General features: G+C 58.9%; 10 protein-coding genes. 6 read left to right on the top strand and 4 right to left on the bottom strand.

Annotated elements, in window-relative coordinates; translation table 11 throughout:
- Positions 1 to 7 precede the first annotated feature (7 nt).
- Together CAG18_RS07425 and CAG18_RS07430 are read left to right on the top strand one after the other, a co-directional pair.
- Entirely contained in the window at positions 8 to 3,133 is a 3,126-nt protein-coding gene (locus CAG18_RS07425) for an efflux RND transporter permease subunit (protein WP_085616566.1), read from the top strand.
- Positions 3,133 to 4,536 carry an efflux transporter outer membrane subunit gene (locus tag CAG18_RS07430; RefSeq protein WP_085616564.1) on the top strand — a complete coding sequence of 468 codons (1,404 nt, stop codon included), beginning with the start codon at positions 3,133 to 3,135 and terminating at the stop codon, positions 4,534 to 4,536. Before CAG18_RS07425 ends, CAG18_RS07430 begins: the two co-directional genes overlap by 1 nt.
- An 85-nt stretch (positions 4,537 to 4,621) precedes the next feature.
- Here CAG18_RS07430 and CAG18_RS07435 read toward each other — a convergent pair whose 3' ends face one another.
- Positions 4,622 to 5,179: a TetR/AcrR family transcriptional regulator gene (locus CAG18_RS07435; RefSeq protein WP_085616562.1), complete on the bottom strand. Its 558-nt coding sequence runs from the start codon at positions 5,177 to 5,179 to the stop codon at positions 4,622 to 4,624.
- 1,028 nt (positions 5,180 to 6,207) lie between these two features.
- Between CAG18_RS07435 and CAG18_RS27160 the strand changes: the two genes are divergently transcribed.
- From CAG18_RS27160 to CAG18_RS07455, 3 genes are all read left to right on the top strand, one after another.
- The gene (locus CAG18_RS27160) at positions 6,208 to 6,414 is read left to right on the top strand and encodes a hypothetical protein (RefSeq protein WP_085616558.1); all 207 of its coding nucleotides are present in this window, start codon (positions 6,208 to 6,210) and stop codon (positions 6,412 to 6,414) included.
- An 882-nt stretch (positions 6,415 to 7,296) separates the two neighbouring features.
- Positions 7,297 to 7,698, top strand: a complete 402-nt coding sequence (locus tag CAG18_RS07450; protein WP_085616689.1) for an antitoxin Xre-like helix-turn-helix domain-containing protein — start codon at positions 7,297 to 7,299, stop codon at positions 7,696 to 7,698.
- A 401-nt stretch (positions 7,699 to 8,099) separates the two neighbouring features.
- A complete protein-coding gene (locus CAG18_RS07455) occupies positions 8,100 to 8,723 on the top strand; it encodes a hypothetical protein (protein WP_085616556.1) in 624 nt (207 codons plus the stop codon).
- A gap of 547 nt (positions 8,724 to 9,270) precedes the next feature.
- Here CAG18_RS07455 and CAG18_RS07460 read toward each other — a convergent pair.
- Positions 9,271 to 9,639 (bottom strand): Mor transcription activator family protein, encoded by a 369-nt coding sequence (locus tag CAG18_RS07460; RefSeq protein ID WP_085720683.1) that lies wholly within the window; start codon positions 9,637 to 9,639, stop codon positions 9,271 to 9,273.
- A gap of 251 nt (positions 9,640 to 9,890) precedes the next feature.
- Complete coding sequence (locus CAG18_RS07465) at positions 9,891 to 10,349, bottom strand: hypothetical protein (protein WP_085720684.1); 459 nt, start codon at positions 10,347 to 10,349, stop codon at positions 9,891 to 9,893.
- Positions 10,350 to 10,500: 151 nt separating this feature from the next.
- Between CAG18_RS07465 and CAG18_RS07470 the strand changes: the two genes are divergently transcribed.
- A complete protein-coding gene (locus CAG18_RS07470) occupies positions 10,501 to 10,689 on the top strand; it encodes a hypothetical protein (RefSeq protein ID WP_003248064.1) in 189 nt (62 codons plus the stop codon).
- 36 nt (positions 10,690 to 10,725) lie between these two features.
- Here the strand turns inward: CAG18_RS07470 and CAG18_RS07475 are convergent, their stop codons facing one another.
- Positions 10,726 to 11,100, bottom strand: a complete 375-nt coding sequence (locus CAG18_RS07475) for a fe2+ zn2+ uptake regulation protein (RefSeq protein WP_023661040.1) — start codon at positions 11,098 to 11,100, stop codon at positions 10,726 to 10,728.
- Between the last annotated feature and the right edge of the window lie 156 nt (positions 11,101 to 11,256).

Genomic DNA, 11,256 nt, shown 5'->3' on the forward strand with positions numbered 1-11,256 from the left:
ACGTGAGATGTCCAGGTTTTTCATCCATCGCCCGAACTTTGCCTGGGTCGTGGCGTTGTTCATTTCACTGGCAGGATTGCTGGTGATTCCATCCTTGCCCGTGGCCCAGTACCCCAATGTGGCGCCACCGCAGATTTCCATCACTGCCTCCTACCCCGGCGCTTCGGCCAAGGTCATGGTGGAGTCGGTGACCAGCATCATCGAACAGTCGCTCAACGGCGCCAAGGGGCTGCTGTACTACGAGTCCACCAACAACTCCAACGGCGTGGCCGAAGTGATGGTGACCTTCGAGCCTGGCACCGATCCGGACATGGCGCAGGTCGATGTGCAGAACCGCTTGAAACAGGCCGAGGCGCGTATGCCTCAGGCGGTGCTGACCCAAGGGCTGAAAGTCGAGCAGGCCAGCTCCGGTTTCCTGCTGATCTACGCCCTGACCAGCACGGTCGGCAACCGTGGCGATACCACGGCCCTGGCCGACTATGCCGCGCGCAACATCAACAACGAACTGCTGCGCGTGCCCGGCGTGGGCAAGCTGCAGTTCTTCGCGTCCGAAGCGGCCATGCGCGTCTGGGTGGATCCGCAGAAGCTGGTGGGTTATGGCCTGTCCATCGACGACATCAACGCGGCGATTCGCGGCCAGAACGTCCAGGTGCCGGCCGGCAGCTTCGGCAGCACGCCGGGCGCCAGCGAGCAGGAGCTGACCGCGACCCTGGCCGTGCAGGGTACCCTCGACACGCCGGAGGCGTTCGCCGGCATCGTCCTGCGCGCCAACCCGGATGGCTCCAGCGTGCGTCTGGGTGATGTCGCGCGCATGGCCATCGGTAGCGAGAACTACAACCTGTCGGCACGTCTGAACGGCCACCCGGCGGTGGCCGGCGCGGTGCAGCTGGCGCCGGGCGCCAACGCCATCCAGACAGCGACGCAGGTCAAGGAACGCCTGGCCGAGCTGTCGCAGTTCTTCCCCGAAGGGGTCGAGTATTCGGTGCCGTACGACACCTCCAGCTTCGTCGACGTGGCCATCGAGAAGGTGATTCACACCTTGATTGAAGCCATGGTGCTGGTGTTCCTGGTGATGTTTCTGTTCCTGCAGAACGTGCGCTACACCCTGGTGCCCTCGATCGTGGTGCCGGTGTGCCTGCTCGGGACGCTGATGATCATGAAACTGCTCGGCTTTTCGGTGAACATGATGACCATGTTCGGCATGGTGCTGGCCATCGGCATCCTGGTGGACGACGCCATCGTGGTGGTGGAGAACGTCGAGCGCTTGATGGCCGAGGAAGGCCTGTCGCCGGTGGAGGCGACCATCAAGGCCATGGGGCAGGTTTCCGGGGCCATTATTGGTATTACCCTGGTGCTGGCGGCGGTATTCTTGCCTTTGGCGTTCATGTCCGGTTCGGTGGGGGTGATCTATCAGCAGTTCTCTGTGTCTCTGGCTGTCTCGATCCTGTTCTCCGGCTTCCTGGCCCTTACCTTCACCCCTGCACTGTGCGCCACGCTGCTCAAGCCAGTGCCCCATGGCCATCATGAAAAGGGCGGTTTCTTCGGCGCCTTCAACCGTGGCTTCGCCCGTATCACCGAGCGCTATTCGCTGCTCAACAGCGAGCTGGTGGCGCGTGCCGGGCGCTGGATGCTGGCGTATGTCGGCATCCTGGTGGTGCTGGGCTATTCCTACCTGCGCTTGCCGGAGGCCTTCGTGCCGGCTGAAGACCTGGGCTACAGCGTCGTCGACGTACAGCTGCCGCCGGGCGCCAGCCGGGTACGTACAGACTACACCGCCGAGGCGTTGGAGAAATTCCTGATGTCTCGTGAGGCGGTGGCCAACTCGTTCATCGTCAGCGGCTTCAGCTTCTCGGGCCAGGGCGACAACGCCGCACTGGCGTTCCCCACCTTCAAGGACTGGTCGCAGCGTGACAAGACACAATCGGCGGAGGCGGAAACGGCAGCGATCAATGCACAATTCGCCGCCAACGGTGACGGCACCATCACCGCGGTCATGCCACCGCCTATCGACGGCCTGGGCAACTCCGGCGGTTTCGCCCTGCGCCTGATGGACCGTGGCGGCCTTGGCCGTGAAGCACTGCTCGCCGCCCGCGACCAACTGCTGGCCCGTGCCAACGGCAATCCGCTGATTCTCTACGCGATGATGGAAGGCCTGGCCGAGGCGCCGCAGCTGCGCGTGCACATCGACCGGGAAAAGGCCCGAACGCTGGGGGTGAGCTTCGAGGCCATCAACAGCACCTTGGCCACTGCTTTCGGTTCGGCGGTGATCAACGACTTCACCAATGCCGGGCGCCAGCAGCGCGTGGTGGTGCAGGCTGAGCAAGGCGAGCGCATGACCCCCGAAAGCGTGCTGCGCCTCTATGCCCCGAATGCCAACGGCGAGCAGGTGCCGTTCAGCGCCTTCGTCACCATCCAGTGGGAAGAGGGGCCGGTGCAACTGGTGCGCTACAATGGCTACCCGTCCATCCGCATCGCCGGCGACGCTTCGCCGGGGCACAGTACTGGCCAGGCGATGGCCGAGATGGAGCGTCTGGTCAGCGAGCTGCCGCCGGGTATCGGCTACGCCTGGACGGGCCTTTCCTACCAGGAGAAGGTGTCCAGCGGCCAGGCGGCCAGCCTGTTCGCCCTGGCCATCCTGGTGGTGTTCCTGCTGCTGGTGGCGCTGTACGAAAGCTGGGCGATTCCGCTGACGGTCATGTTGATCGTGCCGATTGGTGCCTTGGGTGCGGTGTGGGCGGTGACGCTCACCGGCATGCCCAACGATGTGTATTTCAAGGTCGGGCTGATCACCATCATTGGCCTTGCGGCGAAGAACGCCATCCTGATCGTCGAGTTCGCCAAGGAACTGTGGGAGAAGGGCTTCAGCCTGGGCGACGCCGCCATCGAGGCCGCGCGCCTGCGTTTCCGTCCGATCGTGATGACCTCCATGGCGTTCATCCTCGGCGTGGTGCCATTGGCCATCGCCTCCGGCGCGGGGGCGGCAAGCCAGCGCGCCATCGGCACCGGCGTAATCGGCGGCATGCTCAGTGCCACCTTGTTGGGCGTGGTCTTCGTGCCGATCTGTTTCGTCTGGGTGTTGACGCTGCTCAAGCGCAAGCCCGCACCTGAGCAACCGGTCGAGGTCGCCAAGTGATGATCAAATTCAATCGTGTGCTTCCCTTGGTCCTGTCCTTGACCTTGACCGGTTGCTCCCTGGCGCCCACCTATCAGCGCCCAGAAGCACCGGTGGCGGCCGGATGGGGCGATGCTGCCGGTCATGCCGGCCGTTCGGTGGAGCAGATGCAGTGGCAGGCTTTCATTGTCCACCCGGTGCTGCGTCAGCTGATCGCCAGTGCGCTGGACAACAACCGCTCCTTGCGCCAGACCCTGCTCGACATCGAGCAGGCCCGCGCCCAATACCGGATCGAGCGGGCCGACCGGGTGCCTGGGCTGAACGCCAGCGCCGCGGGCAATCGCCAGCACCTGCCTTCGGCACTTTCGAACGATGGCCGCGAAGGCGTCACCAGCACTTATCAGGTGGGCTTGTCATTGCCGGAATATGAAGTGGACCTGTTCGGACGGGTCAAAAACCTGAGCGATGCGGCGCTGGAGCAGTACCTGGCCACCGAGGAAGCCGGGCGTGCCGCACGCATCGCCCTGATCGCCGAGGTGAGCCAGGCCTACCTGACCTTGGACGGTGCCGAGCGGCGCCAGGCGCTGACCCGCCAGACCCTGGCCAGCCGCGAGGACTCTCTGGCGTTGGTCGGTGAGCGTCGCGCTGCCGGCACGGCCACGGCGCTGGACCATCAGGAGGCGTTGGGGCTGGTCGAGCAGTCTCGTGCCGAGCTTGAAGTCACCGTGCGCCAGCAGCGCCAGGCCTACAACGCGCTGGTGCTGTTACTGGGCAGCGCCGAGGCGGCCAAGGCGATGCCCGTTGAGCGCCCAGATGAGCCAATGGTGCTCAATGACATTGCGCCGGGCGCGCCGTCGGCATTGATCGAGCGCCGTCCCGATATCCTCGCTGCCGAACACCGGCTGCGTGCGCGCAATGCCGATATCGGCGCGGCGCGGGCCGCCTTTTTCCCGCGTATCAGCCTGACCGGCAGCTTTGGGACCGCCAGTGCGCAGATGTCCGGGCTGTTCGACGGTGGCTCGCGTAGCTGGAGCTTCATGCCGCAGTTGTCACTGCCGTTGTTCGACGCCGGGCGCAACCGTGCCGGGCTCAGCCTGGCCGAGGCACGCAAGGACTCGGCCGTGGCCGCCTATGAAGGCGTGATCCAGGTCGCCTTCCGCGAAGTGTCCGACGCACTGGCTGCCACCGACACCCTGCGCCGCGAACAAACCGCGCGCCGGGCCCTCGTCGACACCAGCCGTGCGACGCTGGCGCTGGCCAAGGCGCGGTACGAGGGTGGGGTGGACAGCCATTTGCGTTACCTGGACGCGCAGCGCAACAGCTACGTGAACGAAGCAGCCTTCATCGAAGCCAGTACCCAGCGCCAGCTTGCGTTGGTCGACCTGTTCCGCGCACTCGGTGGCGGCTGGCCGGGCAAGGGCTGAAACAGCCTCCTTTGGTTGGCATGTCCAGCCACTTGGCCCCAGAGATTGATGTCCTGGGGCCTTTTTTTGGGCTGGCGAAGGCAGGTCAGCGAGCAGGTGCCGCAGCGCCGTCGAGGAATAGCAGCTCCAGCGTCTGCACGGATGTCGCGCTGGCTGCTCTCCCGCGTCGTTCTGCATCGACGATGCCATACACCATGCTCAGGAACATTTCGGTGAAGATCGCCGCGCTGATATCGATACGGAAAGCGCCCGCTTGCTGGCCACGCAGGAAGAAGGCATCCAGGGCGTCGGCATAGGCCCGCCACGGGCGGTTCGCCTCGCTGTCGTCGAACGAGTCCGGGCGGTACTGAAAGAGCAGGAAGATCATCATTTCGCGATGCTTGAGGTGCTCGACGATGAGGCGATGCAGGGCTGCGCTGGGGTCGCTGCCGTGCAGGTCAGTGTTGCCGATGACCTGGGAGAGTACCTGGTCGCCATAGCGCTCCAGCATGTTCACCAGGTTGTCACGGGTTCCACAGAAACGGTGCAGGGTCGCCTTGCTCACGCCCGCCGCCTCGGCCAGCTCCTTCAATGTGGCTCGGGGGTGGACGACGATCGCGTCGGCCAGCGCTTTGAGCAGGCGCTCATCGGTAGGGAGATGCATCAGAAGATTCCACACTGCATATCGTGCAAGCATTGTGAAGGAAAACGACTCATAGGACACCCATTTGAGTAAATAATGGCTCAACCGGGGCTTGCAGGTCGTAGACGTACGGGTGCTTGCTTGCACGTGTACCGGCACCGCCTCCTTCGGTGTGCCAGAACGAGGGAGGCGGCGAAGTTCAGGGGCAGAGTGAAGCACTCCTGGGATGGCGCCGGGATTAGGGAAGGCGACTGAGGACTTGGCGATTTTGGATGAGGAAATCATGACAATAAAGGCGTCAATCAAGGCCTTCCCGCGCTCTGCGCTAACGGACTCGGATTCGAAAGGCAGCGCCGCCATAGCCTTCTTGCGCGATCACCGCGATCGCCGCCGCCAGCAACTCGGACCTTTTGGCGTCGCGATCTCTAACCGGGCGCCCACGACGGGCAAGCGGTGATTACGCCTCGGCCGCGGCGCCACTGCTTCTACCGCCAGGGGAACTGAGACGGCAATTCCTAGTAATTATGTATTATTTCATACGTTGATCGTATTATTAATTAGTTTTTGTGGCGATTAGATCGGATAAGATTTAAATATCGCACCTAATCGGGAGCTAGAGAGCACACGGCGGTAATTCGTGGACACGGGAATGATGGGGGTCTTAGAGTGCGATGGCCCGTCACAGGCGTGCCCGTAACTGTGCTACCGGGCTGATGCTCGAGCTGGAGATTTAGCAAAAAAGTATGAGCAAGATAGCTGGGCCGCGCTGTAAATTTTCCAATAAGCTTCCGGTTCCATAGCTGGACCGGCTTATGCACCAAATGTTGGAGGGTTTGGATCTTGCTGGTGAACGCCTGCTCCGTAAGTACTTGAAGCCATACGTGTAAATTGCGGTACAGGATAAAGTAGCTTACCTGTAGAAATTGAGCTTCTACGTCTGCTGGCTGAGTAATTTTACTATGATGTCATTGATTATCAGCTTGTCGAACCTGGTCGACTACCGTCTACCATCCAATGAAACACCCCCCTCGGTCCCACGGTGTATGCCAATGAGAGACAAACCGCCAGCCCTTCTGCCCGATGACCCCATGTTCGCCGACGCAGTGGCTGCGATGAAGCTGTACCACGAAGCACATGTGGCAGGCCAATCTGCCAAGGAGGTCGAGCGCTTGCGAGTAATTGCTGAATCACAGTTCCAAGCGGTGAACGATTATCAGCTCAGAGCTCTAGGTCGCCCTGGCGACCCTGTCAACTGACTGGATCAGTCAGTTTGGAGTCCTGGTTCCGGCCAATGCCTACCGTCTTTCACATTGGAAACCATCGTAAATCCTCGGCCGGCTGGCATCACGCCTTGACAATCCTTCCAGCCTTACACCTGATGTGCTGGATCCTGCCATGATTCTACAGTTTCAGGTGAGAGCACTAAAGAGTGCTGTCGTGAATGACGATCAACCTTTGAGCAATAAATAATTACCCATCACGCTTGTCAGAGCTTCACTGCCCAAAATTAACCGGGCAACCTATGCTGGAATTTCTGTATAAGTATACAATTTTTCATCCACCCACCCATTCACTCGCGTAACTCCGTTCGTCGATTGAACGGGCATCAGGACGCGATCCAAGAGTGGACTCCATTCATTGCTCCGGCCGACTTAGGCGTGCCATGTTGTGCCTGAATGCTTTAGAGTGGCCCCATCCTTATCCTGTATAGAGGAGGCATCTATGCTTTGGCGAGGGGGTGAACTTTGAAGCGGATGCAATGGGGCGTTAAATTCAGGAGGATGGACATCCATGGTTTGCTGTTTTTATTGTTATGCATTCGCTATTGCCTATGCACAGACATTAAAGCTATTGATATTGAATAGTCGCAGTTCGTGAATGCCTACATCTCCAACACAGTTCTGCCTCTGCAGTGGCAACCGGTGTGGGCAATGGGGTTGGGACCATTCGTGTGAGTGTCCTTATAAAATTCCATGGTGGAACTTCTTTGAAATTATAAAATTGTGGTCTGCGAGACTGAGCAATGCACTTCCGATTGATTAAGGCTGTAAGATATTTTGATGAAGAGACGGCTATGGTAAAAAGCTGGCTCGAGACATATAATGTGCTGGCGCTCTATTTTAGTGGGAGTACATATCATGTTGAGCAATCAACGCCTTTCTGCAGAGCAGTGCTCAGTTGGGCTGAGGGTCGCGCTTCGAATAATTGATGCCTGGCAAGCTACACCTCGCCAAGCCTGTAAGATACTCCGAATCTCGCCTTCGACTTTTCGGCGTGCGATGCGGGAAGGCGGATGTGGCGGCAAGCTCGATTTGGATCAGCAGCAGAGGATTGGTTTGGTGATTGGCATACATGGCTTTTTGAGGGGGACGTTCGCTAACCAAGAAAATGTTAAGGGATTTCCAAGGATGAAGAATGAAAATTTGTTTTTTGACGGCAGGACACCACTAGAGGTTATGGCTCAGGGTGGCATGATCTCTCTGTATGAAACCTACAGGCGCATTGAGCAGATTCGCGGTGGCGAGCTCATGGGTAAATGATGCGGAGGTCCCGGTTTTGATTCGACGGAAGCCTGCAAGAATACCACACAGAGCCTTTCCTAACCCTCTGGAATCTGAGGCGCACATCTAGGCCCGCTGGTCGTGAACTCAAGGCTACACTGACGAGGCCTTACACAGCCCTGATGCCCATATTCATGGCGTTCAGGTGGGATGCCTAGGTCGCATGGGATTGCATGGCAGGAAGCTATATGTCGAGTTTTGAGGGAAAAGCTTCTGCAGACCGCAGGGGCGGGTGTTTGAGAGGGTATGCTTGCAACCGAATGTCGACGCTTTACTCCGCTCTATGACTCGGACGATTTTTTATCGCGAACGCTTGTAGATTTTGTGGCTTCCGTTAGCGTGTTGGTCATAGGAATACCGCTCCCACAGAGAATACGACAATGGCCTCTACCACTGAAAAGTGCTCTGCCGAGCTGGAGCCACTCACGCGCACAGCAGACAATGCCGCCCTCTATGCTGCTCTTACGGGCGCCGAATTGGTGTGTAGTATCGGTGAGCCAGTCATTAGTACTGTGCCTGGGTACCGTTTGGTTCGAGTTGATGATCGACAGAACACGGTTGGCGGCAATGAATTCGAAATCGCATTGGTCGACGATACCTCAGCATTAGTCGCCTATTATGCCAAGATCACGGTGGTGGATTTTCCATGCAGTGGTAACCGAGCCGTTGCGCGCTGTCGGATCTGGCGATCTGCAGATATGCGTCATACTCAAGCGCTTCGAGATATTTCGCAGAGAGTGCTTTTTGGCTATCTTGTTCGGCACTACGATGTCCATTTGGACGAGGCCGGGATTAGTGATGGTGGGAAATTTTATTGGCACCGCCAGATCTCTCGCGCGATCTACGAAGGCCTGTATGTATATCTGTACGATCCACTATCTCAAGAGCTTCGGCCATTGAATACCCAACGCGCGTTAAATGAAATTGAAGACCAGGCTTGGTCGTGCACGAATCACAAGACTTTGCAAGCTCTCATTTCAAGCTGTTCTTGCGGCAGTAGCTAGTCTGGTGGTTGGGGATCTGCCTTGTTTAGAGCTAAAAATCAACCAGTCAAAGCTCCTTAAAGACTGAGTACGCTACTAACTACATTTGCAGGTATATACACCCCTGTTTTTGGTAGTCCGAAACTTTTTGGAATCGACTTAAATCAAGGGCTTAAGGCCCTGCAGCAGCCTTTTCGTGCTATAACTACTCGATGAAAGCTGACTTTGGACTTCTGCAGCAAAGCGGAGGTGAAGCAAGATTTTGCATTATCATTTTTCTGTTTCAAAAATAACTTCGCGGAGGAGGCAGCAGGCTATTTCTGACGGGATGCGCTTATCGGACTGCAATGAGGCCGATTTTGTAAAAAATCTCGGGGCCTTGGAAGCACTTGCGCAAGACATCGATTCGCCCCAGAGCCTCAGCGTCAAAGGTCTGCCTAATCACGCAGACCAGTGTGGATGAATGCAGGCCAGTTCAGTTTAGTTGGATAATCGATCACCTAGTGGAGCGGATGAGGATGGATCCATTTCAGGCCTTTTTGAAAAAAATTCAAACCGAATTGATAGCCTACGCTTGCCGGCGGATGTTGCCAATCTGGCGCAGGCTCAGGCCGTACTTGTCAGCGAGCAGGCTGCGTGACAGGCCGCTGGCGCTTTCCTTCTGGATCTGCAGGTTGCGCAACTGGCGCATGAAATGGTCAGCCTTGGGGATTTCCAGGGCGACACCGGCAAAGCGCTTGATCAGCGCGTCGAGCGCTTCGGCCGGCAGCACGTCGGCAAGCTTGGTGCGCTCGCGGTGCTTGGGGATGTACTTGGGCCTGCCGCCGTAGGCGCAGGTCAGCTGGTAGGCGTTGTCGATGCCGATGCAGTCGATCAGGGCCTGCAGCGAGTGGGGCAGTTGGCTGATATCGATGTGGCTCAAGTCTGGCATTTGCATATGGCGCTCCTTCGGGACGGATGGGCTGTGCTACCCGATCACCAGCGGCGTTATGTCGAAGGTGTGACTGGATTTTCTGTGACAGCCGAGGCATGTCGCTAGGCGGCATATGGGTTGGGGGTTGTAGCTTCCGCGAACAGGTTTTGCAGGCAGCGATATCCGGCGTTGTAGGACATGGCTTCAACATCTGGCTGTAGCGGGTGATTTCCCATCAGCTCACTCCTTGTGTTGCGCGCTGGGTGTGATAACCATCAATCACACGGATAGCTGCTCAACAGGCTGGCGCTGCGCAGGTAGGCCTGAGGGGAGTCGCGCATGCCTTGTGGCAGCGTGCGCCAATCGACCAGCAGGCACAGGGCATGCAGCGGCTGCCCGTCACGCTGGCCGATGACCTGGTCGGCAAAGCTGCGGCGATACAGTGCCTGGGTCTGCTGTTGCGCTTGTACCCGGTCGGCCTGGGCCAGGGTTTGCCGGGCCAACTCTGGCAGTTGCGCCTGGGGGGCAGTGAAATGCACCGACGCACCTTTTGCCTGCAGGTAACCGGCCTGGCGCACGCGCTGCCACAGTTGTTGCCATTGGCTGGAGCCGGCGTGGGCAGCCAGTTCGCGGCCCAGTTCGAGCAGTTGCTCGGCCGAGGTCTGGCGGGTGTCCAGCGCATGAAGGGAAAAGGGGGTCAGCAATAGCGACGCGAACAGAAGGGGTTTGTACATGGTGCCTCCGGCATGGGTGCTTGGGAGCCCCATGCTTTCAGGCAGGCGCCGCCCCACCCAGCAGGAAATGCAGCGCCGGGGCCGGTGGCCGTTGTATCATTGCCGCGGCTCGTTGCGAGCCATTTGCCCCTGATGTTGCAAGGAACCTTCGATGACACACGTGCAGCGCCTCAAATACTCCCTTCTGATCATCCTGGTGGTACTGGGCCTGATGCTGGGCCTGTCCCACCTGCAGAAGCAGGGCACGATCAGTGAGCAGACCTTCCAGATGCTGGCCATCGCCATCGCCGTGGTGGTCGTGGTGATCAACGGCATCCTGCGGCGCAAGGTCAAACCCTGACTTTGGCGGGCCGGCCAGGTATGGCCGGCCATGCGCTCAGCGCAAAGGCGTTCGTTCCAGCACGGCGCGCGCCTGGGGGTCGAGGCTGTAGCATTTGTCGCTGCCCAGCTGGATGACGCCCTCGCTGCACAGCCGCTTGAGCACTTCGCGCACGCTGAGGAACGACAGCGGGATATCCAGCTGTTCCAGCTGCGCGTGCACGCCGCGCACGCCAATGCTGCGGCCATTGCGGTCGGCGGCGTGCAAGGCATCGATGACCTTGAGGCGGATCAGGCTGGTACGCAGGCCGAAACTGCGCAACAGCTCGCGGATCTGTTCGTTGCCGATGCGTTCGTCAGCAAAAACGTCCTGTTCCCTGGGCGCTTTGCCTGGGACGCGCCCAGCCTGGATCGAGGGTTGCGGGTTGTACATGTGAATGCTCCTTTTCGTGGACGAACCCGAAATTTGGGTGCCTCACTTACTAGGACGAATGAGAACGGAAAAACTGCAGCCCACTCGCAAAAAAAAATCTGGTTCTGTTCAAGACGTTCCATTGCCTTGTAATACGTAAAATTTTCATTTGGCCAT

This window comes from Pseudomonas sp. B22(2017) (assembly GCF_002113105.1).
GTDB classification, from domain to species: domain Bacteria; phylum Pseudomonadota; class Gammaproteobacteria; order Pseudomonadales; family Pseudomonadaceae; genus Aquipseudomonas; species Aquipseudomonas asiatica.

What these genes read in the sequence shown, in the direction of transcription:
- CAG18_RS07470 (WP_003248064.1), top strand. Translation starts at nt 10,501, where the DNA reads ATGACACACGTGCAGCGCCTCAAATACTCCCTTCTGATCATCCTGGTG.
- CAG18_RS27160 (WP_085616558.1), top strand. Translation starts at nt 6,208, where the DNA reads ATGAGAGACAAACCGCCAGCCCTTCTGCCCGATGACCCCATGTTCGCC.
- CAG18_RS07475 (WP_023661040.1), bottom strand. Translation starts at nt 11,100, where the DNA reads ATGTACAACCCGCAACCCTCGATCCAGGCTGGGCGCGTCCCAGGCAAA.
- CAG18_RS07460 (WP_085720683.1), bottom strand. Translation starts at nt 9,639, where the DNA reads ATGCAAATGCCAGACTTGAGCCACATCGATATCAGCCAACTGCCCCAC.
- CAG18_RS07465 (WP_085720684.1), bottom strand. Translation starts at nt 10,349, where the DNA reads ATGTACAAACCCCTTCTGTTCGCGTCGCTATTGCTGACCCCCTTTTCC.
- CAG18_RS07455 (WP_085616556.1), top strand. Translation starts at nt 8,100, where the DNA reads ATGGCCTCTACCACTGAAAAGTGCTCTGCCGAGCTGGAGCCACTCACG.
- CAG18_RS07450 (WP_085616689.1), top strand. Translation starts at nt 7,297, where the DNA reads ATGTTGAGCAATCAACGCCTTTCTGCAGAGCAGTGCTCAGTTGGGCTG.
- CAG18_RS07430 (WP_085616564.1), top strand. Translation starts at nt 3,133, where the DNA reads ATGATCAAATTCAATCGTGTGCTTCCCTTGGTCCTGTCCTTGACCTTG.
- CAG18_RS07435 (WP_085616562.1), bottom strand. Translation starts at nt 5,179, where the DNA reads ATGCATCTCCCTACCGATGAGCGCCTGCTCAAAGCGCTGGCCGACGCG.
- CAG18_RS07425 (WP_085616566.1), top strand. Translation starts at nt 8, where the DNA reads ATGTCCAGGTTTTTCATCCATCGCCCGAACTTTGCCTGGGTCGTGGCG.